This is a genomic window from Streptomyces sp. NPDC053069 (genome assembly GCF_044546895.1).
Lineage (GTDB): Bacteria > Actinomycetota > Actinomycetes > Streptomycetales > Streptomycetaceae > Streptomyces.
Window position 1 is genome coordinate 140649 of the sequence record NZ_JBITZN010000008.1, and the last position, 23138, is coordinate 163786.

The window sequence follows — 23138 nt, forward strand, 5'->3', positions numbered from 1 at the left end:
TTGGAACGGAGTATCCGCTTCCCGGGTACCACCCCATCATGTAATCTGCACGAAATTTTGCACTCCACGCAGAGGGCCAACGTCGTCCCTCGGCACTTGCCACATGCCTCATGACGACGACGGGAGAGCCGATGCGTACGCCGCGCCAGCCGTCCCAGCATTCCGCGAATGGCCAGAACTGGTCGTTCATGGATGCTCGCCCTGCTGCGCAGGGTATGTACGACCCCCGCAACGAACACGACGCCTGTGGTGTCGGTTTCGTCGCCACCCTTACCGGCGAGGCGTCCCACACGCTGGTCGAGCAGGCGCTCACCGTGCTGCGCAACCTGGAGCACCGCGGTGCCACCGGCTCCGAGCCCGACTCGGGCGACGGCGCGGGTCTGCTCTCGCAGGTGCCCGACGCCTTCTTCCGCGAGGTGGCCGGATTCGACCTCCCCGCGGCGGGCTCCTACGCCGTGGGCATCGCCTTCCTGCCGGAGGACGGGACCGCTGCCGCCGTCTCGCAGATCGAGACGATCGCCGACGAGGAGGGCCTCACCGTCCTCGGCTGGCGTGAGGTCCCGGTCGCCCCGGAGCTGCTGGGCGCCACCGCCCGTTCCACCATGCCGGTCTTCCGGCAGATTTTCGTCGCCGACGGCGCCAGCGAGGGCATCGCGCTGGACCGCAAGGCGTTCGTGCTGCGCAAGCGCGCCGAGCGGGAGGCCGGTGTCTACTTCCCGTCCCTCTCCGCCCGCACGATCGTGTACAAGGGCATGCTGACCACCGGCCAGCTGGAGCCCTTCTTCCCGGACCTGTCCGACCGCCGCTTCGCCTCGGCCGTCGCGCTCGTCCACTCGCGCTTCTCCACGAACACCTTCCCGTCGTGGCCGCTCGCGCACCCGTACCGCTTCGTCGCGCACAACGGTGAGATCAACACCGTCAAGGGCAACCGCAACTGGATGCGCGCCCGCGAGTCGCAGCTGGTCTCGGACCTCTTCGGCGACCGCGACCTTGAGCGGATCTTCCCCGTGTGCACGCCGGACGCCTCCGACTCGGCGTCCTTCGACGAGGTGCTGGAGCTGCTGCACCTGGGCGGCCGTTCGCTGCCGCACTCCGTGCTGATGATGATCCCCGAAGCGTGGGAGAACCACGCTTCCATGGACCCGGCCCGGCGCGCCTTCTACCAGTTCCACTCCACGATGATGGAGCCCTGGGACGGCCCCGCCTGCGTCACCTTCACCGACGGCACCCAGGTCGGCGCCGTGCTCGACCGCAACGGCCTGCGCCCCGGCCGCTACTGGGTGACCGACGACGGCCTCGTCGTCCTCGGCTCCGAGGTCGGCGTGCTCGACATCGACCCGGCCAAGGTCGTCCGCAAGGGCCGTCTGCAGCCCGGCCGTATGTTCCTCGTGGACACCGCCGAGCACCGCATCATCGAGGACGACGAGATCAAGGCGTCCCTGGCCGCCGAGAAGCCGTACGCGGAGTGGCTGGAGGCCGGCGAGATCGAGCTGGGCGACCTGCCCGAGCGCGAGCACATCGTCCACACCCACGCCTCGGTCACCCGCCGCCAGCAGACCTTCGGGTACACCGAGGAGGAGCTGCGCGTCATCCTCGCCCCGATGGCCCGCTCCGGCGCCGAGCCGATCGGCTCCATGGGCACGGACTCGCCGATCGCGGCCCTGTCCGAGCGCCCGCGCCTCCTCTTCGACTACTTCACCCAACTGTTCGCGCAGGTCACCAACCCGCCGCTGGACGCGATCCGCGAGGAGCTGGTCACCTCCCTGCGCTCCTCGCTGGGCCCGGAGGGCAACCTGCTCGACCCGACGGCCGCCTCCTGCCGCTCGGTCACCCTGCCCTTCCCGGTCATCGACAACGACGAGCTGGCCAAGCTCATCCACATCAACGCCGACGGCGACATGCCCGGCTTCAAGGCCGCGACCCTGTCCGGCCTGTACCGGGTCTCCGGCGGCGGTGACGCCCTCGCCGCGCGCATCGAGGAGATCTGCGCCGAGGCCGACGCGGCCATCGAGAACGGCGCCCGGCTGATCGTCCTCTCGGACCGGCACTCCGACGCCGAGCACGCGCCGATCCCGTCGCTGCTGCTCACCGCGGCCGTGCACCACCACCTCATCCGCACCAAGCAGCGCACCCAGGTGGGCCTGCTGGTCGAGGCCGGTGACGTCCGCGAGGTCCACCACGTCGCCCTGCTCATCGGCTACGGTGCCGCCGCGGTCAACCCGTACCTGGCGATGGAGTCGGTGGAGGACCTGCTGCGCGCGGGCACCTTCATCGACGGCATCGAGCCCGAGAAGGCCATCAAGAACCTGATCTACGCCCTCGGCAAGGGCGTGCTCAAGGTCATGTCGAAGATGGGCATCTCCACCGTCGCCTCCTACCGCGGCGCCCAGGTCTTCGAGGCCGTCGGCCTGGACGAGGCCTTCGTGGAGAAGTACTTCAACGGCACCGCGACCAAGATCGGCGGCGTCGGCATCGACGTCATCGCCCGGGAGGTCGCCGCCCGCCACGCCAAGGCCTACCCGGCCTCCGGCATCGCCCCGGCGCACCGTGCGCTGGAGATCGGTGGCGAGTACCAGTGGCGCCGCGAGGGCGAGCCGCACCTGTTCGACCCGGAGACGGTCTTCCGCCTCCAGCACTCCACGCGCACCGGCCGCTTCGACATCTTCAAGAAGTACACCGAGCGGGTGAACGAGCAGTCCGAGCGCCTGATGACGCTGCGCGGCCTGTTCGGCTTCAAGTCCGACCGTCAGCCGATCCCGATCGACGAGGTCGAGCCGGTCTCCGAGATCGTCAAGCGGTTCTCGACGGGCGCGATGTCGTACGGCTCCATCTCCAAGGAGGCGCACGAGACCCTCGCCATCGCCATGAACCAGCTGGGCGGCAAGTCCAACACCGGTGAGGGCGGCGAGGACCCGGAGCGCCTGTACGACCCGGCCCGCCGGTCCGCCATCAAGCAGGTCGCCTCCGGCCGCTTCGGCGTCACCTCCGAGTACCTGGTCAACGCGGACGACATCCAGATCAAGATGGCCCAGGGCGCCAAGCCCGGCGAGGGCGGCCAGCTGCCCGGCCACAAGGTCTACCCGTGGGTCGCCAAGACGCGTCACTCGACCCCGGGCGTGGGCCTGATCTCCCCGCCGCCGCACCACGACATCTACTCCATCGAGGACCTGGCCCAGCTGATCCACGACCTCAAGAACGCGAACCCGCAGGCGCGGATTCACGTCAAGCTGGTCTCCGAGGTCGGCGTCGGCACGGTCGCCGCGGGTGTGTCCAAGGCGCACGCGGACGTCGTGCTCATCTCGGGCCACGACGGTGGTACGGGTGCCTCCCCGCTGACCTCGCTGAAGCACGCCGGTGGTCCCTGGGAGCTCGGCCTCGCCGAGACCCAGCAGACCCTGCTGCTCAACGGCCTGCGCGACCGCATCGTCGTCCAGACCGACGGCCAGCTGAAGACCGGCCGAGACGTGATCATCGCCGCGCTGCTCGGCGCCGAGGAGTTCGGTTTCGCGACCGCTCCGCTCGTCGTCTCCGGCTGCGTGATGATGCGCGTCTGCCACCTGGACACCTGCCCGGTCGGTATCGCCACCCAGAACCCGACGCTGCGCGACCGCTTCGCCGGCAAGGCCGAGTACGTGGTGAACTTCTTCCAGTTCATCGCCGAGGAGGTCCGCGAGCTGCTGGCCGAGCTGGGCTTCCGCTCCATCGAGGAGGCCGTCGGCCACGCCGAGGTGCTGGACGTCGAGCGCGCCGTGGACCACTGGAAGGCGCAGGGCCTGGACCTGGAGCCGCTGTTCCACGTGCCCGACCTGCCCGAGGGCGCGGTCCGCCACCAGCTGATCGAGCAGGACCACGGCCTGGAGAAGGCGCTGGACAACGAGCTGATCAAGCTCGCGGCCGACGCCCTCGCCGCGAACGACGCCACCGAGGCACAGCCGGTGCGCGCCCAGGTCGCCATCCGCAACATCAACCGCACGGTCGGCACCATGCTCGGCCACGAGGTGACGAAGAAGTTCGGCGGTGCGGGCCTGCCCGACGACACCATCGACATCACCTTCACCGGCTCGGCCGGCCAGTCCTTCGGCGCGTTCCTGCCGCGCGGTGTCACGCTGCGCCTGGAGGGCGACGCCAACGACTACGTCGGCAAGGGCCTCTCCGGTGGCCGCGTCGTCGTCCGCCCGGACCGTGCGGCCGACCACCTCGCCGAGTACTCGACCATCGCGGGCAACACCATCGCCTACGGCGCCACCGGCGGCGAGCTGTTCCTGCGCGGCCGTACCGGTGAGCGGTTCTGCGTCCGCAACTCCGGTGCGCTGGTCGTCTCCGAGGGCGTGGGCGACCACGGCTGCGAGTACATGACCGGCGGTCACGCGGTCGTCCTCGGCCCGACCGGCCGCAACTTCGCGGCGGGCATGTCCGGCGGTGTCGCCTACGTCATCGACCTCGACCGCGACAACGTCAACGTCGGCAACGTCGACTCGGTCGAGGCGCTGGACGACACGGACAAGCAGTGGCTGCACGACGTGGTGCGCCGCCACGCCGAGGAGACCGGCTCGACGGTCGCCGAGAAGCTGCTCGCCGACTGGGACGCGGCCGTGGCCCGCTTCAGCAAGATCATCCCCAGCACGTACAAGGCAGTGCTCGCCGCCAAGGACGCCGCCGAGCGAGCCGGTCTCTCCGAGACCGCGATCACCGAGAAGATGATGGAGGCGGCGATCAATGGCTGACCCGAAGGGCTTCCTGAACCACGGCCGCGAGGTCGCCAAGACCCGGCCCGTCGGTGAGCGCGTCAAGGACTGGAACGAGGTCTACGTCCCCGGCTCCCTGCTGCCGATCATCAGCAAGCAGGCCAGCCGGTGCATGGACTGCGGCATCCCGTTCTGCCACAACGGCTGTCCGCTGGGGAACCTGATCCCCGAGTGGAACGACTACGCCTACCGCGAGGACTGGGCCGCCGCCCAGGAGCGGCTGCACGCGACCAACAACTTCCCGGAGTTCACCGGTCGTCTCTGCCCGGCCCCCTGCGAGTCGGCGTGCGTGCTGGGCATCAACCAGCCGCCGGTCACCATCAAGAACGTCGAGGTCTCGATCATCGACAAGGCGTGGGAGACCGGGGACGTCGCCCCGCAGATCCCCGAGCGCCTGTCCGGCAAGACGGTCGCGGTCATCGGCTCGGGCCCGGCGGGTCTCGCCGCCGCCCAGCAGCTGACCCGGGCCGGCCACACGGTCGCCGTCTACGAGCGCGCGGACCGCGTCGGAGGCCTCCTCCGGTACGGCATCCCCGAGTTCAAGATGGAGAAGCGGCACATCAACCGCCGTATCGAGCAGATGCGCGCGGAGGGCACCCGCTTCCGCACCGGCATCGAGATCGGCCGCGACCTCAAGGCGACCGACCTGAAGAAGCGGTACGACGCGATCGTGATCGCCGCCGGTGCGACCACGGCCCGCGACCTGCCGGTGCCGGGCCGCGAGCTCAAGGGCATCCACCAGGCGATGGAGTACCTGCCGCTGGCCAACAAGGTCCAGGAGGGCGACTACGTCACCGCGCCGATCTCGGCCGAGGGCAAGCACGTCGTCGTCATCGGCGGCGGTGACACCGGCGCGGACTGCGTGGGCACCGCCCACCGCCAGGGCGCGGCCTCCGTCACCCAGCTGGAGATCATGCCCCGCCCGAACGACGAGCGGCACCCGACCAACCAGCCCTGGCCGACCTTCCCGATGCTCTACAAGGTCACCAGCGCGCACGAGGAGGGCGGCGAGCGGGTCTACTCCGTCTCCACGACCCACTTCGAGGGCGACGAGGACGGCAACGTCCAGTGGCTGCACCTGGCGGAAGTGGAGTTCGTCGACGGCAAGTTGACCTCCAAGCCGGGTACCGAGCGCAAGATCCCCGCCCAGCTGGTCACCCTCGCCATGGGCTTCACCGGCACCGACCGGGAGAACGGCCTGGTGGAGCAGTTCGGCCTGGACCTCGACGAACGCGGTAACATCGCCCGCGACGCCGACTTCCAGACCAACGTGCCGGGTGTGTTCGTCGCCGGTGACGCCGGCCGCGGACAGTCCCTCATCGTGTGGGCGATCGCGGAGGGCCGCTCGGCCGCCCGCGGTGTCGACCGGTTCCTGACCGGTGCCAGCGACCTGCCGGCCCCGATCCGCCCGACGGACCGCGCCCTGGCGGTCTGACGGCACCCCGAAGAACGTCCCGTACAACGGCGTACGGAACACCGCGGCGCCTGCCCACTGTCCCCGACCGGACTGGGCAGGCGCCGCAGCATGTAGGCTCGGGCGCCTGACCAGCCCAGGGGGAGACCATGGCCGCGATCAGCCTGCGCAAGGTGGAGCAGACCGCGCCCGCGCTCGTCGGCGCCTACAAGTCGGCCGGGGTGTCGCTCACCAAGCACGGCCTGGACGGCCTGCGCGCCGCGGTCTATCTGGTGGTCGACTACTCCGGCTCGATGAAGCCGTACTACAAGGACGGCAGCGTGCAGCTGCTCGCCGACCGGGTGCTGGGCCTGTCCGCACATCTGGACGACGACGGCCGGGTGCCGGTGGTGTTCTTCTCCACGGACGTCGACGCGGTCACCGACATCCACCTGGACCGCCACCACAACAGCGTCGAGCGGATCGTGACCGGACTCGGGCACATGGGCAGGACCAGCTATCACCTGGCGATGGACGCCGTTATCGACCACTACCTGGACAGCGGCGCCACCGACCCCGCCCTGGTGGTGTTCCAGACCGACGGGGGACCGATCAACAAGCTCGCCGCCGAGCGCTATCTGTGCAAGGCGGCCGAACTCCCCCTGTTCTGGCAGTTCGTCGGCTTCGGCGACCCCGGCAGCCGGCAGTTCGAGTTCCTGCGGAAGCTGGACGAGCTGGCCGTACCGGGCAAGCGGATCGTCGACAACGCCGGCTTCTTCCACGCCGGCCAGGACCCGCGGCGCGTCTGTGACGCCGAGCTGTACGACCGGCTCGTCGGCGAGTTCCCGCAGTGGCTCGCGGCGGCACGCGCCGCGGGCGTCGTGCGGCCTGCGTGACTCACGGCCCGGCTCTCCCGACCGCGTCGGCGAGCACCGCCTCCCGGCACTCCTCCGGCGTGCCCCACGCCGTGCGCAGCGCGCGGGCCTTGGTCAGCCACAGGGACAGGTCGTATTCCGCGGTGTAGCCGATCGCGCCGTGCAGCTGCAGTGCCGTACGGGCCGTGCCGTACGCCGCCTCGCACGCCGTGAGCTTGGCGGCGGCCACGTCCGCGGGGCGCAGGGAAAGCGCGGCGCCGAGGACCAGGGGACGGGCGAACTCCAGTGCGGTCCTGGCATCCGCGAGACGGTGCTTGACCGCCTGGAAGGATCCGACGGGGACGCCGAACTGAGTGCGCCGGCGGACGTGGGCGACCGTGCGGTCGAGGAGAGCGAGTCCGACGCCGAGAGCCTGGGCGGCGGTGGCCAGGCGGGCCCAGGTGAGGGCGCGGTCGCGCGGCGGATCGGGGGTGAGGAGTTCGCCGTCCGGGGTGAGCGGGGTGAGGCGGCGGGCGGGGTCGAAGGAGCGGCGCAGGGGACCGGCGGCCGTGGCGGACAGGCGGAGACCGTCGGCGGTGAGCGCGAGGCGGACGGTGGCCGCGTCGGCGTCGAGGGCGTGGCCGGCGGATGTTTGAGTGGTGGCTCCGGTGCCGAGGGCGTGCCCGATGGGCGCCGCCACCGTCGCCAGGTCCGTCCCTGCCGCGAGTCCCGGCAGGAAACGCTTGGCCGAGGGCAGGCCCTGGACGAGGACCGCCGCGGCGACCGTCTCCGCCAGTGGACCCGGCACCGCATGCCGCCCCAACTCCACGAAGGCGAGCGCCAGTTCCACGGGATGGGGCCCCAGCCCGCCGTACTCCTCCGGTACCACGAGGCCGAACACCCCCGCCTCGGCGATCCGCGACCACAGCGCGCGCCCGCTCGCATGGTCGCCGCGGCTCCAGTCCCGGATCACCGCCGGGGTGTCCGCGGCCGACAGCATCGCGTGCAGGGAGTCGGTGAAGGCACGCTGTTCGGCGTCGACGAGGAAGCGCATCAGCGGCGTCCCTTCGGCAGGCCGAGCAGCCGCTCGGCGATGATGTCGCGCTGGATCTCGTTGGTGCCCGCATAGACAGGACCGGCGAGCGAGAAGACGTACCCCTCGGACCAGTCCGTGTCCGCCGCCTCGCCTTCCGGACCCAGCAGATCGAGGGCCGTCTCATGCAGCGCGAGGTCCAGTTCGGACCAGAAGACCTTGTTCATGCTGGACTCGGCGCCGAGCTCCGCGCCCTCCAGGAAGCGGGAGGCGGCGGCGTAGGTGAACAGCTGATAGGCACGGGCGCCGATCAGGGCGTCGGCCACCCGTGCTCGGGCGTGCTCCGGGCAGCCGCGCGCCCGCCACAGCTCGGCCAGCCGGTGCGCCGAGGCGAGGAAGCGGCCCGGTGCGCGCAGGGTCAGCCCGCGTTCGTTGCCCGCCGTGGACATCGCGATCCGCCAGCCCTGCCCGGGCTCGCCGATGACGTCCTCGTCCGGCACGAACACGTCGTCCAGGAACAGCTCGGCGAAGGCCGGCTTGCCGTCCAGGCGGCCGATCGGACGGACCGTGACGCCCGGTGCCCGCAGGTCGAACATCAGGTACGTCAGCCCCTGATGGGGTTTCGGGGTGCCCGGGTCGCTGCGGAACAGGCCGAAGGCCCGGTCGGCGAAGGCCGCCCGCGAGGACCAGGTCTTGTGCCCGCTGAGCAGCCAGCCGCCGTCCGTCCGCAGCGCCCTGGAGGTCAGCGAGGCCAGGTCGGAACCCGCCTCCGGCTCGGACCAGGCCTGCGCCCAGACCACCTCGCCGGTGGCCATCGGCGGCAGCACGCGTGCGCGTTGCTCCTCGGTGCCGTGGTCGAAGAGCGTCGGGGCGAGCAGGCTGATGCCGTTCTGGCCGACCCGGCCCGGCGCGCCCGCCGCCCAGTACTCCTCCTCGAAGACCAGCCAGCGCAGCAGTCCCGCGTCCCGGCCGCCGTACCGCTCCGGCCAGGACACCACCGACCAGCGGTCCGCGGCGAGTTCGGCCTCCCAGGCGCGGTGCGCCGCGAAGCCCTCCGCCGTCTCCAGGGACGGCAGCGGTGCGCGCGGCACATGCGCCTGCAGCCAGGCCCTGGCCTCGGCACGGAACGCCTCGTCCGCCTCGGAGTGGGACAGATCCACCGCCGTCGCCTCCCTTCCGGCAGCTTCCCTAACAAGTGTTTGGTAGGTTAGCGTGGCCCCATGACAGGCGTCGAGAGCCCGGCCTACGTGCCCGGGCACGGACTGCTCAGGGGCCGCACCGCCGTCATCACCGCGGCGGCCGGCGCCGGCATCGGCGGAGCGACCGCGCGCCGCTTCCTGGAAGAGGGCGCGCATGTGCTGATCAGCGACGCGCACACGCGCCGGCTGAAGGAGCAGGAGGCCGAACTCGGCCGCAAGTTCCCGGCCCGGGTGACCGCCGTACCGTGCGACGTCACCGACGAGGGCCAGGTGCGGGCCTTGTTCGAGGCGGCCGCGGCCGAGCACGGAAGGCTGGACGTCGTCGTCAACAACGCCGGCCTGGGCGGCACTTCCGACCTCGTCGACATGACCGACGAGCAGTGGTCCAGAGTCCTGGACGTCACGTTGAACGGCACCTTCCGGTGCACGCGCGCCGCCCTGCGGGCGATGCGGGAGACCGGCGGCGGGGTGATCGTCAACAACGCCTCCGTCGTCGGCTGGCGCGCCCAGGCCGGTCAGGCGCACTACGCCGCCGCCAAGGCCGGGGTGATGGCCCTGACCCGCTGCGCGGCGATCGAGGCCGCCGCGTACGGCGTGCGGGTCAACGCGGTGGCCCCGAGCCTCGCCATGCACCCGCACCTGGCGAAGGTCACCTCGCCCGAACTGCTGCGGGAACTGACCGAACGGGAAGCCTTCGGACGGTACGCCGAGCCCTGGGAGGTGGCCAACGTGATCGTCTTCCTGGCCTCCGGCTACTCCTCCTATCTGACCGGCGAGGTCGTCGCCGTCAGCAGCCAGCATCCCTGACGGACAGACCACAATGGGTGCGTGCCGACCAAGAAGAAGCCCCAGGTGACCCCGGCAGCGGCCCGGCGCGGCGAGCTCCTCAGCACCGCTGCCGAGGTCTTCGCCGAGCACGGATACAACGCCACCACCGTCCGCAGGATCGCCGACCACGCCGGGATGCTCGCGGGCAGCCTGTACTACCACTTCGACTCCAAGGAGTCGATGCTCGAGGAGATCCTGCGCTCCTTCCTCGACGAGCTGTGGGACGGCTACGACTCCGTCCTCGCCGCGGGACTCGGGCCCCGCGAGACGCTGGAGGCGCTCGTCACCGAGTCCTTCCGGGAGATCGACCGGCACCGCGCGGCCGTCGCGATCTACCAGAAGGAGAGCAGGCAACTCGCCGCCCAGGACCGGTTCGCGTTCCTCGCCGAGTCCCAGCGCCGGTTCGAGAAGGCCTGGCTCAGCACGCTGGAACGCGGGGTCGCCGAGCACGCCTTCCGCGCCGACCTCGACGTCCGCCTCACCTACCGGTTCGTGCGCGACACCGTGTGGGTCGCCGCCTCCTGGTACCGGCCCGGCGGACAGCACAGCCCGGAGGAGATCGCCCGCCAGTACCTGTCGATGGTGCTGGACGGGATCGCCGTACGTGAGTGACACCGTTCGCATAACGCCCCTTTCCTGTGAGGGAGTTGCCATGGCCGAGGCCTACATCGTCGAAGCGGTCCGCACACCCGTCGGGCGGCGCGGGGGAGGGCTCGGCGCCGTCCATCCCGCCGACCTGGGCGCCCATGTGCTGACGGCGCTGGTGGCGCGCGCCGGGATCGACCCGGCCGCCGTGGACGACGTGGTCTTCGGCTGTCTGGACGCGGTGGGGCCGCAGGCCGGGGACATCGCCCGCACCTGCTGGCTGGCCGCCGGGCTCCCCGAGGAGGTGCCCGGTGTGACCGTCGACCGGCAGTGCGGCTCCTCCCAGCAGGCCGTGCACTTCGCCGCGCAGGCCGTGCTGTCCGGCACCCAGGACCTGGTGGTCGCCGGCGGGGTGCAGAACATGTCCCAGATCCCCATCGCCTTCGCCTCCCGCCAGGCCGCCGAACCCCTCGGTCTGACCGACGGGCCCTTCCTCGGCAGCACCGGCTGGCGCGCCCGCTACGGCGACCAGCCCGTCAACCAGTTCACCGGTGCCGAGATGATCGCCGCCAAGTGGGGCATCGGCCGCGAGGAGCAGGAGCAGTTCGCCCTCGGCTCCCACCGAAGGGCGGTCCGCGCCATCGACACCGGCCGCTTCGCCCGCGAGACGGTCCCCTACGGCGAGGTCGCCGTGGACGAGGGGCCGCGCCGGGACACCACGCCGGCGAGGATGGCCGCGCTGAAACCCGTCCTCGACGGCGGCACCATCACCGCCGCCTGCTCCTCCCAGGTCTCTGACGGCGCCGCCGCCCTGCTGCTCGCCTCCGAGCGGGCGGTACGCGACCACGGGCTGCGCCCGCGCGCCCGCGTCCACCATCTCTCCGTGCGCGGCGAGGACCCCATCCGGATGCTCTCCGCCCCCATCCCGGCCACGGCGCACGCCCTGAAGAGGACCGGCCTCACCATCGACGCCATCGACCTCGTCGAGATCAACGAGGCCTTCGCCCCGGTCGTCCTGGCCTGGCTGAAGGAGACCGGCGCCGACCCGGAGAAGGTCAATGTCAACGGCGGCGCCATCGCCCTCGGCCACCCGCTCGGCGCGACCGGCGCCCGCCTGATGACCACCCTGCTGCACGAACTGGAACGCACCGGCGGCCGCTACGGCCTGCAGACCATGTGCGAAGGCGGCGGCCAGGCCAACGTCACGATCATCGAACGCCTCTGAGTGCTCCCGGCCCCGCAAGCCCTTCCAGTACCTCTTCCGCCTCCTCCACGATCCGCTCCACCAGCTCCGCGCAGGACGGCAGGTCGTCGATCAGCCCGGCGACCTGCCCGGACGCCATCACGCCGAGGTCAGTACGGCCGTCCACCATCGCGGACTTCAGCAGCATCGGCGTGTTCGCGGCCAGCAGGACCTGGCTCCAGGACAGCTCCTTGCCCTGCTTGAGCGCGAGTCCGTCCCGGACCAGCTGCCGCCAGGTCAGCCCCGACAGCCGCCGGAAACCGGCCGCCTTCCCTATCGCATGGGCCAGGACCCGTGCCCGGCCCGACCGCTCCAGCGTGGCCACCAGGTCCGTGCGCAGCACCCGGTGCGGCAGGCCGTCCACCGCCCGGGTGACCGTGATGTCCCGGACCGTCGCCGCCAGGTACCGGGCCTTCACCGCGTCCGGCACCGTCGAGTCGGAGGTGAGCAGGAAGCGCGTGCCCATCGCCACCCCGGCCGCCCCGTACGCCAGCGCCGCCACCAGACCCCGCCCGTCGAAGAAGCCGCCCGCCGCCACGACCGGGATGTCCACCGCGTCCACCACCTGCGGCAGCAGCACGCTCGTCGCCACCTCGCCGGTGTGCCCGCCGCCCTCGCCACCCTGCACGATCACCGCGTCCGCGCCCCAGGCGGCCACCTTCTCGGCGTGCCGGCGCGCACCGACCGACGGGACGACGACCACACCCGCCTCCTTGAGCGCGGTGATCAGCTCACGCGTGGGCGCCAGCGCGAAGGACGCCACCCGGACGCCCTCCGCCAGCATGATCTCCACGCGGTCCGCCGCGTCGCCCGCGTCGGCGCGCAGGTTCACCCCGAACGGCGCGTCGGTACGGGACTGCACCTCCCGTATCGCCTCGCGCAGCCGGTCCCGTGTCATCGTCGCGGACGCCAGGATGCCGAGCGCGCCCGCGTTCGCCGCGGCCGAGACCAGCCGCGGGCCGGCCACCCAGCCCATCCCGGTCTGGACGATCGGATGGCGGACCCCGACCAGCCGGGTCAGCGCGGTGTCCATCAGACCGGAACCTCCCCGGCCCGGGTGTTGCCGGGATCGATCACCTCACGGATCAGGAGCAGTTCGGCGGCCGTCGGTGCACGCGTGTACGGCACCTCGTCCGGGATCACGAGGTCGAACCCGGTCGCCTCTTGCACCTGCTCCACCGTCACCCCCGGATGCACCGAGACCAGCCGCATCGTGCGGCCCGGCGTGGCGAAGTCGAAGACGCCGAGGTCGGAGACGACCCGCGGGATGCGGTGGTACCGCGCACCGGCCGCGTGGTCGTACCCGACCCCGCACACCATGTCGACCTTCTCGACGAAGACCCGCCGGGAATGCTTCGGGATCCAGTAACTCGTCGGGTTGTTCAGCGTGTTGACCGGTGCCCCGCGCACCCCGAGCAGCTGCCGCGCCGGCTTCGCCCAGTCGCCGATGCAGGAGATGTTCTGGTTGCCGTACCGGTCGATCTGGCTCGCGCCCATCATCACGTGCCGGCGGCCCCCGGTGACCAGTTCCAGATGCCTGCGGTACGGCAGCCAGCCCTCGACCGTGCCGTCCGGGCCCACGAGCATCGCCTCCCCGTCGGTCAGCAGCAGGTCGGGTGCGAAGGTCCGCTTGGCGAGACGGGCGGCCACCGACGGGACCGGGCCCATCGGGCTCGCCAGGATCTCGCCCCCGTCCCGCCAGGCCTCGGCGCAGGCGATGACGCAGTACTCGGCGCGGGACGCGACGCCGTGTCCGACCGGGGCGGCCGCAGGGTCGGCTCCGCTCATGACTCCTCCTCGACCGCCGTCCGGTAGTGACGTTCGTCGCCGGCCAGGTAGCGCGCCGCGAACCGGGCCCAGGGCGTGGTCGCGTACCGCTTCTGGAACGTCTCGTCCCGGCCGTAGTCGGGGGCGCAGGACGTGAAGTGCGCGCCGCCCGGGGCCTCCACGACCCCGGTCACCACATGCCGCTTGACCAGCAGGGTCTGCGGCGCCGCCGCCTTCGTCAGCTCCGCCGTGTCCACGATCCGTTCGCAGGAGACGTACGCCGCGTCCGCCGCCTCGCAGAACAGGTCGTCGAAGTACGGGTCCGGGCCGAGATACTGGCCGTTGCCCAGCCGGTCGGCGCGGTTGACGTGCACCAGGGCGGCATCCAGGCGCAGGGCGGGCACGGCGACGAACGTCTCCCCGTCCTCGTACGGCGAAGTGACCGTCCGCAGGCCGGGGTTGACCCGCATGACGTCCGAGCCGAGGCCCGCCCGGACCGGCAGGAAGGGCAGCCGGTGCGCGGCAGCGCGCAGCCCCCACATGAACATCGCCTCGTCGATCTCCATCAGCTCGAAGGCGCCGCGCTCGCGTGCCGCCCGGTAGTGCGGTTCCAGAGGGATGGAGTCGAGGGTGACGAAGGCGGTGACCAGCTTGCGGATCCGGCCGGCCGCGGCCAGCATCCCTACGTCCGGGCCGCCGTACGACACGACCGTGAGGTCGCTGATCCCGGTCCGCAGCAGGGCTCTGACCAGTGCCATCGGCTTGCGGCGGGAACCCCAGCCGCCGATGCCGAGGACCATTCCGCTCTCCAGCCGGGAGACCACCTCGTCGGCGGTCATCGTCTTGTCACCCATCTATGCCCCCTCCTTCCCGAACGTGTCGCGCACCCGGTCGGCCAGGCCGCTGAGGCCCGCCTCGAAGGTGAAGCCCTGTTCGAACCGGTAACTGCGGCGTACGTCGACCGGATCGATGCCGTTGATGGCGGCCTTGGCCATGCGCAGCAGCCGCCCGTCCTTGGCGGCGATCTCGCGGGCCAGCTCCAGCGCCGCCGCCCGTAACCGCGCACGCGGCACCACGCGCCACACCGACCCGTGCCGGTGCAGCTCCTCGGCGCTCGCCGTGCGCCCCGTGTAGTACAAGGCGCGCATCACGTGCTGCGGGACCAGCCGGGCCAGATGGGTCGCCGCCCCCAGCGCGCCCCTGTCCAGCTCGGGCAGACCGAAGGCGGCGTCCTCGCTCGCCACGATCGCGTCCGCGTTGCCCACCAGGCCTATCCCGCCGCCCAGGCAGAAGCCCTGCACCGCCGCGACGACCGGGACCGCGCAGTCGTAGACCGCCGCGAAAGCCTCGGCGCAGCCGTGGTTGGCGCCGATCAGCGCCTGCTGCCCCTGCGCCTGTATCTCCTTGATGTCCACGCCTGCGTTGAACCCGCGGCCCTCGGCGGTCAGCACCACGCACCGGACACCGGCGTCGCGGCCCGAGGCGCGCACGGCGTCGGCCAGGTCGAACCAGCCGCGCACCGGCAGTGCGTTCACCGGTGGGAAGTCGACCGTGACCACGGAAATCCCTTTTTCCGGGGACGAACAGGAGACACCCATGGGCGCATCAGCTACCTTTCCACCAAACATTTGTTAGGTGCGAGGCTTCGAAGCTAGCAGTCTGCGCAGACAAGCGGGAGAGCCTGTGGACAAGTTGCCGCGCGACAGGACCGGCGACACGACCGGCGACAGGACCAGTGACAGAACCGTGGTCGTCACGGGCGGCACCCGGGGGGTCGGAGCCGGGATCGCCCGGGCGTTCGCCGAGACCGGTGCCCGGGTCGTGGCCTGCGCCCGCCGGCCGCCCGAACAGCCCCTGGACGGCGTCGAGTTCGCCCCACTCGATGTGCGCGACCCGCCCGCCGTACGGGCCTTCTTCGCCGCGCTGCCCCGGCTCGACGTCCTCGTCAACAACGCGGGCGGCACGCCCTACCGGCGGCTCGCGGACGCCGACGCCGAACGGCATGCCCGGGTGGTCGAACTGAATCTGATCGCCCCGCTGACCGCCTCGCTCGCCGCGCACGAGCACCTGCGGCGCAGCCGGGGCTCGGTCGTCATGGTCGGCAGCGTCAGCGGCGGCCGGCCCTCGCCCGGTTCGGCGGCGTACGGCGCGGCCAAGGCCGGTCTGGCGAACCTGGCCGCCTCCATGGCCGTGGAATGGGCGCCGGAGGTCCGCGTCAACACGCTCGTGGTCGGCATGGTCCACACCGAGCTGTCGCATCTGCACTACGGCGGCCCCGACGGCATCGCCGCCGTCTCCCGTACCGTCCCGCTCGGCCGGCTGGCCGTCCCGGCCGACATCGGGTCCGCCGCCGTCTTCCTCGCCTCCGACGCCGCCGCCTACATCAGCGGAGCCAGTCTGCACGTGCACGGGGGCGGGGAGCGGCCCGTCTTTCTGGACGCCGCAACCGTCAACAGGGAGAAGTGAGATGAGCGGAATCTGCGAGGGCCGGGTGGTCGCCGTCACCGGAGCCGGCCGCGGGCTCGGCCGCGCGCATGCCCTGGCCTTCGCGGCCGAGGGCGCCCGGGTCGTCGTCAACGACCTGGGTGTGGGACTGGACGGGGCGCCCGGCGCGGAGAGCCCGGCCGAGGCCGTCGTCGCGGAGATCCGGGCCGCCGGCGGCGAGGCGGTCGCGCACGGCGGTGACATCGCCACGACCGACGGCGCCGCCTCCCTGGTCCGTACCGCCCTGGACGTGTACGGCCGGCTCGACACGCTCGTGAGCAACGCCGGGTTCCTGCGCGACCGGATGCTGGTCAATCTCGACGAGGACGACTGGGACGCCGTGATCCGCGTTCACCTCAAAGGGCACTTCCTGCCCCTGAAGCACGCTGCCGCGCACTGGCGGGGCGAGGCCAAGGCCGGGCGTGTCCCGCAGGCCCGGATCGTCCACACCAGCAGCGGGGCCGGTCTGCTGGGCTCGGTCGGGCAGGGCAACTACAGCGCCGCCAAGGCCGGCATCGTCGGGCTGACCCTGGTCGCGGCGGCCGAACTCGCCCGCTACGGCGTACAGGTCAACGCCGTCGCGCCCGCCGCCCGCACCCGCATGACGGAACGCGCCTTCGCCCAGGCCATGGCGGCCCCGGCCACCGGTTTCGACGCCATGGCCCCCGAGAACGTCTCCCCGCTGGTGGTCTGGCTGGGCTCGGCCGCGAGCGCGGGGGTCACCGGCCGGGTCTTCGAGGCGGAAGGCGGCCGGATCACCGTCATGGAGGGCTGGCGGCCGGGCCCCACCGCCGACCAGGGCACACGCCGGACGCCGGCCGAGGCGGGGGAGACGGCACGCAAGCTGCTGGCGGAGGCGGCGCGGCCGGGGGCGGTCTACGGGGCGTAGCGATGGTCAGCCGGTCAGGCGGGCCGCCGCCGCGTGCTGCCGCTCGCTCATCACCGACAGGAAGCGGATCACCGTCCTGAGCTCGTCCGTGCTGAACTCCTCGCACGCCTCGACGACGTCCCGCGCCCAGTCCTCGAAGAACGCGGCCAGCTCGGCGAGCTTGCCCTGGTTCAGTTCGACCAGCACCCGGCGTTTGTCCGTCGGGTGCCCGACCCTGCGCACAAAACCCTTGCCCTCCAGCCGGTCGAGCAGCCCCGTGACGGACGCGGGGGCGAGTCCGGTCAGCCCGGCGAGGTCCTTCGCGGTGAGCGGGCCGTGCCGCTGGAGGAGATCGAGGGTCTTCGTCTCCGTCGCGTTCAGGCCCTGCTTGGCGGCGACCGCCGAGTGGAACATGACCGTGACCGCGCTGTGCGCCCGGCCCACCTGCATGAGCTGCTCCAGCGCCTCGGACCGCGCCGTCTCGTCCCGTTTCTCGTCTTCCTCGGCCATGTCTCCATGCTAGCAAAAATTTCGTTCGATCGAACTAACTACTTGCGGCAACGACTGCGTCGGTGCAACTCTTTCGTTAGGTCGAACGAAATAAATCCCGTCCAGGAGCCGAGGAGACCGTCATGTCCGCAACGCTCGCCGAACATCCCGCCGGCGCGACGGCACCCCATCCGCGCCGCTGGGCCGCCGCCGTCGTGATGATGATCGCGGCGCTCATGGATCTGCTGGACACCACGATCGTCAACGTGGCCGTGCCCTCCATCAGCCGTGATCTGCACGCCTCGGCCAGCGACCTGCAATGGGTCGTCTCCGCCTACCTGCTCGGCTTCGCCGCCGCCCTGATCGTCTCCGGCCACCTCGGCGACCGCATCGGCCGCCGCTCGCTCTTCCTCGCCGGCACGGCCGGTTTCGGACTGGCGAGCCTGGCCTGCGGGATCGCCCGGTCACCGGGGCAGCTGATCGCCGCCCGCGCCGTCCAGGGCGTGCTGGCGGCCGTGCTGGTGCCGCAGGTGATCGGCTCGTTCCGCACCCTCTTCCAGGGCAGGGAACGCGGGGCCGCCTTCGGGATGTACGGCGCCGTCGCCGGGTTCGCCTCCGCCGTCGGGCTGCTGCTCGGCGGGGTGCTCACGGACGCCGACCTGTTCGGCTGGGGCTGGCGCTCGGTGTTCCTGGTGAACGTGCCGGTGGCCGCGGCGACCTTCGTCGGCGGGCTGTTGCTGGTCCCCGCCACGCGGGAGCGGTCGGCGGGCCGGCCGGACGTCGTGGGCAGTGTGCTGCTGGCCGGGGGCCTGGTCGCGATCGTGCTGCCGCTGGTGCAGGGCCGGGAGAACGGCTGGCCGCTGTGGGGCTGGGCCTGCCTGGGGGCGGGTGCCGTGGCCGTGGTGGGGCTCGGGGTGTACGAGGCCCGGCGGCACCGGCCCGGGACGGTGCCGCTGCTGCCGGCCCGTGCCTTCCGGCTCCCCGTGTTCTCGGTGGGTGTGCTCGTCCAGTTGCTGTTCTCCGTCGGTATGCAGGGCTTCTTCCTGGCCTTCGCGGTCTGGCTGCAGGCCGGCGAGGAGTACACGCCGATGCAGGCCGGGCTGGTGACGGTCGCCTTCTCGGCGGGCGGTTTCCTCACCGCGCCGGCCGCGGACGGGCTCGCCGTACGGTACGGGCGGCTGGTGCTCGGTGCCGGGGCGCTGATGATGGCCGGCGGCCTCGGCTGGGTCGGGGCCGTGGCCGAGGGGGCGCAGGCCGCGCACACCGGGGCGTGGCCGCTGGTGCCGGGGCTGCTCGTCGCCGGGGCGGGGCTGGGCTTCCTGGTGGTGCCGCTGGTGAACGTGGTGCTGTCGGCGGTGCCGGGGGAGTTGGCCGGCGGGGCGTCCGGGATCTTCTCCACGGCTCAGCAGTTCGGGGGAGCGGTGGGGGCCGCCGTGATCGGCACGGTGTTCTTCGGGGCCGTCGGGGAGGGAATGACCAGGGCGTTGGGCGATGCGATGCCGTGGGTGACCGGGGTGTTCGTGGCGTGCGGGGTGTTGTGTGCGGCGCTTCCCCGGCGGGCGGCGTCCGAGCAGCTCGGCTGACACACGGAGCCCCCGGCGCGGTGCCGTGGACCTATGTGTCGCACTCCAGCACCGTCCGGCACAAGCCGCACCGCGCCCGCACCCGCCCCTTCACCGGCACCCTGATCCGCTGCTGGCAGGTAGGGCAGGGAAAGGTCACCCGGAGCCGGCCGGCGGGGTCGGGGGAGAAGGCGTAGGCGGCCGTCGGCTGGACACCGGACGCGTGCCGGCGGTCGTGGGCGTACCGCCGCCGGCCCGCCCAGCCGGCCCCGGTCAGCGGCGGCTGCTGCTCGTCCCGGCGGGCCAGGGCCATCCCCTTGCCGTACGCGTCGTAGGCCTGCGGGCTGGTGAACCACACCGAGGGGTCCTCCTGGAAGAGCAGCGCCCGCTTGGCCAGGACGTAACCGAACTCCTCCGGGGTGAGGTAGCCGAGCTTCTGCGAGGAGACCGCGTCCTCCCGGTAGGCGTCCAGCAGCAGCCAGCCCGCACCCAGGTAGGTCGTCACCGTGTCCGTGAGGATCTCGTTCTCCGCCGTGGTCGGGAAGGACAGGTCCAGGCGGTGCAGGTAGACGTGCGCCACCTCGTGGGCGAGCGCCGCGCCGATGTCCCTGCGGTGGGTGCGGAAACGGTCGTTCAGTTCCACGAAGTACTCGGGGCCGGCCGCCAGTTCGACGTTCGCCGCATGGGTCATCTCCCGGAAGCCGACGATCAGCCGCGCGTCCGGCAGCCGGAAGTGCCGCACGATCTCGCGGGCCACCCGCTGCGCGCCCAGATGCAGGTCGTCGGTGTCGCAGAAGGCCACGTCGGCGGGGACCACGCTGGTCGAGAACGTCTGGACGGTGGTGTAGGACAGGCGCTTGTACAGCGCGGTGATGGCGGCCCGCACCGTCTCCAGGTGCGGGTAGCCGTGCTGGACCGGTCCGCCGTTCGCCACGTCCGCACCCCCAAAGACGCCGGAACCCCTTTCCACTGTAGGCGGCGGGGACGGCTGGTCACACGGGCAGCAGACGGGGCGGCGCCGGGTGGTCCGCGTCCGTCTGCTGCAGCTCCAGCACCCACACCTCGTTCGCGCCCTCCCGCAGCACCGGGCCGGGGACGTACAGGGACCGCTGGGGGCCCACCGACCAGTAACGGCCCAGGTTGAAGCCGTTGATCCAGACGAAGCCACGGGTCCTGCCGGGCAGCTCCAGCCGGGCGTCGCCGGCTCCGTGGACCACGACCGAGCCCCGGTACAGGCCCGGTGCGCCCTCCTGCGGCAGGGCACCGAACGGCACCGCGTCCACGCCCCCGTCGAACGCGCCCAGATCCAGGCCACGCGCGCGTACCCCGTGCAGAAACTGCCGCTCGTGCAGGATGCCGCCGGTGATGCCCTTCACCTCGCCGAAGCGCGGCCCGTAGTTCACCCGCCCGAGGGACTCCACCCACAGCTCCACGCGCGCGGGGCCCGCCACCGGCTCCTTCAGGCGCGGCTCCTCCTCGGTGAGCACCCCGGCCCGCTCCCCGTCGACGTACACCACCGCGAGGTCCCGCAGCCCGCGCAGGGTCAGCGGGTACGGCTGCCGCGGGCCGGGCACGTCGACCTGGTAGCGCACCAGGCCGCGGGTGACGTGCAGTTCCTCGAAGGAGGGCGGCAGCGGTGCGACCGTCTCCGCGCCGCCCAGTGTCTCCAGGACGTCACCCAAGGGCGCCCAGCCGTCGAACGTGACCTCCGTCGGGCGGGCCAACGGGGCCGGCAGGGGCGGGAGTTCGGGCAGCGGTTCGGAGTGGTACGCGGCCAGCACCTCGCGGAAGCGCCAGAACTTCTCCGTGGGGCGGCCGTACTCGTCCACCGGGGCGTCGTAGTCGTACGAGGTCACATCGGGCTCCAGCGGGCCCTCGTGCAGCTCGCCGCCGCCCCGGTTGGCGCCCGACCAGCCGCCGAAGCTGGTGCCGCCGTGCGCCATGTAGAGGTTCACCGACGCCCCGCACTCCAGGATCTCCCGCAGCGCCCCGGCGGCCTCCTCCGGGTCCCGTACGACATGCTCGCCGGCCCAGTGGTCGAACCAGCCGCACCAGAACTCCATGCACATCAGCGGGCCCTCGGGGCGGTGTCGGCGCAGTGTCCCGAAGGCCTCGCGCGCGTGGGAGCCGAAATTGACCGTGGCGAGCACCCCGGGCAGCGAGCCGCCGGTCAGCATGTGGTCCTCGGGGCCGTCCGAGGTGACCAGCGGTACCGTGACGCCCTCGGCGCGCAGCAGAGCGGCCAGCTCCTCCAGATGGCCGGTGTCGCTGCCGTAGCTGCCGTACTCGTTCTCGGCCTGCACCAGGATCACCGGGCCGCCGCGGTCGATCTGCCGGGGCACGACCTGGGGCATCAGATGGTGGAACCAGTGCTTCACATGCGACAGATAACGCTCGTCACGCGTGCGCACGCGCGTGCCCGGCTCGCCCGTCACCCAGGGCGGCAGTCCGCCGTTCTCCCACTCGGCGCAGATGTAGGGGCCCGGCCGCACGATCGCCCACAGGCCGGCCTCCCGCACCGCGTCCAGGAACCGGCCGAGCGCCTGCACGTCCCGGTAGTCGCCCGGGGCGGGCTGGTGCAGGTTCCAGGGGACATACGTCTCCACGCAGTTCAGGCCCATCGCACGCAGCATCGCAAGGCGGTGCCGCCAGTGCCCCTCGTGCACCCGGACGTAGTGCAGCGCCCCGGACAGCAGCCGCAGCGGCCGCCCGTCCAGCAGGAAGTCGCGTGCCCCCACCGTGAACTCGCTCATGCGCCTCAGCCTCACCCCTTCCGGCGGTCAGCACCATGGACGAAGATCGGCGCTGCTTGGACAAAAGTCCGCGGCCGCCGACGCCGGGAGGAGCACCGATGTACCAGACCTGGATGCGGTTCTTCAGCCCCGGCCCCGCCCACCACGGCCTCGGCCTGGTGTGCCTGGGCGTCGGCCTCCAGCACGGCGTGCTGCCCACCGTACGACCGTCACCGCGCCCGCGCTGCTCTGGCTCACCCCCGGTGTGTCCCACCACTACGCGCCCGACCCGGACACCGGCTGGGACGAGGGCTTCGTGGACTTCGCGGGACCCGCAACCGCCACATACACCGAACTCGGCTACATCGAGCCGGACCGGCCCGTCGTCCCGCTCTCCGACGCCTCCGGGCCCCGCGCGGTGGTCGCCCGTATCGCCCGTGCCGCCCGCCGTGGCAACCCGCTGCTGGAGGTGGAGACCGGCGCCGCCGTGCACGAGCTCCTCGTCACCCTGCGCCGTGCCCGTGCCGACCTCGCCCCGGACGGCGACCAGGTGCTCGAGGCGCTCGCGCGGGACGCCTGCACGCCGATGAGCGTCGCCGACCACGCGCGCGTGCACGGCATGACCCCCGCCGAGCTGCGCAGCGCCGTCCGCCGGGCCGCGGGCTGCAGCCCGAAGGACTATCTGCTGGGCATCCGCCTCGGCCGCGCCAAGGAACTCCTCGCCGCCACCGAGCTGCCCGTCGCCGCCGTCGCCCGCCGCGTCGGCTACGACGACCCCGCCTACTTCTCCCGGCTGTTCACCCGCCGCGTGGGCCTCGCACCGGCCCGCTTCCGCGCCCAGCAGGGCCGCACCGTCCCCGGTGGCTGGAGCGACCGCGTCCCGGACCCCGAGGATCCGCCGATGATCCACTCTCCGGACACCGCCGAGGCCGGGCCCGGCGACCCCCTAGGCTGACGCCCATGACCACCAGCAACATCGGAAACGGTGACGTGGACCCCGAGGTCCGTCAGGAGCTGGAGCGGCTGCGCGACAGCATCGACAACATCGACGCGGCCGTCGTCCACCTGCTCGCCGAGCGTTTCAAGGCCACCCAGCAGGTCGGCAGGCTCAAGGCGGTGCACCAGCTGCCGCCCGCCGACCCGGCCCGTGAGGCCCGCCAGATCGAGCGGCTGCGCCGCCTGGCGGAGAACGCCAAACTCGACCCGGCCTTCGCGGAGAAGTTCCTGAACTTCATCATCGCGGAGGTGATCCGCCACCACGAGCGCATCGCCGAGGACGCCGCCAACGGACAGCAGACGCAGGCCTGATCTCGCGCCGAGGCGCGCGCGGCCGGGTCGGGGGGACGGGTCGGGACA

Annotated in this window: 19 protein-coding genes and 1 pseudogene; 11 read left to right on the forward strand and 9 right to left on the reverse strand. The window is 72.1% G+C overall.

Features of this window, described 5'->3' with window-relative positions; translation table 11 throughout:
• The first annotated feature begins 131 nt into the window (after nt 1–131).
• The 3 genes from gltB (at nt 132) to ACIGXP_RS20250 (ending at nt 7034) form a co-directional block, all read left to right on the forward strand.
• Complete coding sequence (gltB, locus tag ACIGXP_RS20240; RefSeq protein ID WP_399770081.1) at nt 132–4724, forward strand: glutamate synthase large subunit; 4593 nt, start codon at nt 132–134, stop codon at nt 4722–4724.
• Nucleotides 4717–6180 (forward strand): glutamate synthase subunit beta, encoded by a 1464-nt coding sequence (locus ACIGXP_RS20245; RefSeq protein ID WP_363213596.1) that lies wholly within the window; start codon nt 4717–4719, stop codon nt 6178–6180. The genes gltB and ACIGXP_RS20245 overlap by 8 nt, the downstream gene beginning before the upstream one ends.
• 128 nt (nt 6181–6308) lie before the next feature.
• Nucleotides 6309–7034, forward strand: a complete 726-nt coding sequence (locus tag ACIGXP_RS20250; protein ID WP_399770084.1) for a VWA domain-containing protein — start codon at nt 6309–6311, stop codon at nt 7032–7034.
• Nucleotide 7035: 1 nt separating this feature from the next.
• Here ACIGXP_RS20250 and ACIGXP_RS20255 read toward each other — a convergent pair whose 3' ends face one another.
• Together ACIGXP_RS20255 and ACIGXP_RS20260 are read right to left on the reverse strand one after the other, a co-directional pair.
• Nucleotides 7036–8046, reverse strand: coding sequence for an acyl-CoA dehydrogenase family protein (locus ACIGXP_RS20255; RefSeq protein WP_399770087.1), 1011 nt, complete (start codon nt 8044–8046; stop codon nt 7036–7038).
• Nucleotides 8046–9185: an acyl-CoA dehydrogenase family protein gene (locus ACIGXP_RS20260; protein WP_363213599.1), complete on the reverse strand. Its 1140-nt coding sequence runs from the start codon at nt 9183–9185 to the stop codon at nt 8046–8048. Before ACIGXP_RS20260 ends, ACIGXP_RS20255 begins: the two co-directional genes overlap by 1 nt.
• Before the next feature lie 60 nt (nt 9186–9245).
• Here ACIGXP_RS20260 and ACIGXP_RS20265 point away from each other — a divergent pair, with 60 nt between their 5' ends.
• From ACIGXP_RS20265 to ACIGXP_RS20275, 3 genes are read left to right on the forward strand one after another with little or no spacing between them, the layout of a single operon-like run.
• Nucleotides 9246–10031 carry an SDR family oxidoreductase gene (locus ACIGXP_RS20265; RefSeq protein WP_399770089.1) on the forward strand — a complete coding sequence of 262 codons (786 nt, stop codon included), beginning with the start codon at nt 9246–9248 and terminating at the stop codon, nt 10029–10031.
• A gap of 21 nt (nt 10032–10052) precedes the next feature.
• On the forward strand, nt 10053–10664 hold the full coding sequence (locus ACIGXP_RS20270) for a TetR/AcrR family transcriptional regulator (RefSeq protein ID WP_363213601.1): 612 nt from the start codon (nt 10053–10055) through the stop codon (nt 10662–10664).
• Nucleotides 10665–10704: 40 nt separating this feature from the next.
• Entirely contained in the window at nt 10705–11862 is a 1158-nt protein-coding gene (locus tag ACIGXP_RS20275) for an acetyl-CoA C-acetyltransferase (protein WP_399770092.1), read from the forward strand.
• Here the strand turns inward: ACIGXP_RS20275 and ACIGXP_RS20280 are convergent.
• Genes ACIGXP_RS20280 through ACIGXP_RS20295 form a run of 4 tightly spaced genes read right to left on the reverse strand, consistent with a single transcriptional unit; the run spans nt 11846 to nt 15245 of the window.
• Entirely contained in the window at nt 11846–12913 is a 1068-nt protein-coding gene (locus ACIGXP_RS20280) for an NAD(P)H-dependent flavin oxidoreductase (protein ID WP_399770094.1), read from the reverse strand. The two genes, ACIGXP_RS20275 and ACIGXP_RS20280, sit on opposite strands and share 17 nt — an antisense overlap.
• Complete coding sequence (locus ACIGXP_RS20285; protein ID WP_363213605.1) at nt 12913–13668, reverse strand: CoA-transferase; 756 nt, start codon at nt 13666–13668, stop codon at nt 12913–12915. Before ACIGXP_RS20285 ends, ACIGXP_RS20280 begins: the two co-directional genes overlap by 1 nt.
• Nucleotides 13665–14501 carry a CoA transferase subunit A gene (locus tag ACIGXP_RS20290; RefSeq protein ID WP_399770097.1) on the reverse strand — a complete coding sequence of 279 codons (837 nt, stop codon included), beginning with the start codon at nt 14499–14501 and terminating at the stop codon, nt 13665–13667. The genes ACIGXP_RS20285 and ACIGXP_RS20290 overlap by 4 nt, the downstream gene beginning before the upstream one ends.
• On the reverse strand, nt 14502–15245 hold the full coding sequence (locus ACIGXP_RS20295) for an enoyl-CoA hydratase family protein (protein ID WP_399770099.1): 744 nt from the start codon (nt 15243–15245) through the stop codon (nt 14502–14504).
• Nucleotides 15246–15339: 94 nt separating this feature from the next.
• Between ACIGXP_RS20295 and ACIGXP_RS20300 the strand changes: the two genes are divergently transcribed.
• Both ACIGXP_RS20300 and ACIGXP_RS20305 read left to right on the forward strand, forming a co-directional pair.
• On the forward strand, nt 15340–16113 hold the full coding sequence (locus ACIGXP_RS20300; RefSeq protein WP_399770498.1) for an SDR family oxidoreductase: 774 nt from the start codon (nt 15340–15342) through the stop codon (nt 16111–16113).
• A 1-nt stretch (nt 16114) separates the two neighbouring features.
• The gene (locus tag ACIGXP_RS20305) at nt 16115–17020 is read left to right on the forward strand and encodes an SDR family oxidoreductase (RefSeq protein WP_399770101.1); all 906 of its coding nucleotides are present in this window, start codon (nt 16115–16117) and stop codon (nt 17018–17020) included.
• A 6-nt stretch (nt 17021–17026) separates the two neighbouring features.
• Here the strand turns inward: ACIGXP_RS20305 and ACIGXP_RS20310 are convergent, their stop codons facing one another.
• Nucleotides 17027–17509, reverse strand: coding sequence for a MarR family winged helix-turn-helix transcriptional regulator (locus tag ACIGXP_RS20310; RefSeq protein WP_399770103.1), 483 nt, complete (start codon nt 17507–17509; stop codon nt 17027–17029).
• A gap of 122 nt (nt 17510–17631) precedes the next feature.
• Here ACIGXP_RS20310 and ACIGXP_RS20315 point away from each other — a divergent pair, with 122 nt between their 5' ends.
• Complete coding sequence (locus ACIGXP_RS20315; protein ID WP_399770105.1) at nt 17632–19071, forward strand: MFS transporter; 1440 nt, start codon at nt 17632–17634, stop codon at nt 19069–19071.
• 31 nt (nt 19072–19102) lie between these two features.
• Here ACIGXP_RS20315 and ACIGXP_RS20320 read toward each other — a convergent pair whose 3' ends face one another.
• Both ACIGXP_RS20320 and ACIGXP_RS20325 read right to left on the reverse strand, forming a co-directional pair.
• Entirely contained in the window at nt 19103–19984 is an 882-nt protein-coding gene (locus ACIGXP_RS20320) for a hypothetical protein (protein ID WP_363213611.1), read from the reverse strand.
• A 58-nt stretch (nt 19985–20042) separates the two neighbouring features.
• Nucleotides 20043–21803, reverse strand: a complete 1761-nt coding sequence (locus tag ACIGXP_RS20325) for a beta-galactosidase family protein (RefSeq protein WP_399770107.1) — start codon at nt 21801–21803, stop codon at nt 20043–20045.
• A 98-nt stretch (nt 21804–21901) separates the two neighbouring features.
• Here ACIGXP_RS20325 and ACIGXP_RS20330 point away from each other — a divergent pair.
• Nucleotides 21902–22737, forward strand: a pseudogene (locus tag ACIGXP_RS20330) (helix-turn-helix domain-containing protein).
• A gap of 5 nt (nt 22738–22742) precedes the next feature.
• Nucleotides 22743–23090 carry a chorismate mutase gene (locus tag ACIGXP_RS20335; RefSeq protein ID WP_363213614.1) on the forward strand — a complete coding sequence of 116 codons (348 nt, stop codon included), beginning with the start codon at nt 22743–22745 and terminating at the stop codon, nt 23088–23090.
• Nucleotides 23091–23138: the final 48 nt, after the last annotated feature.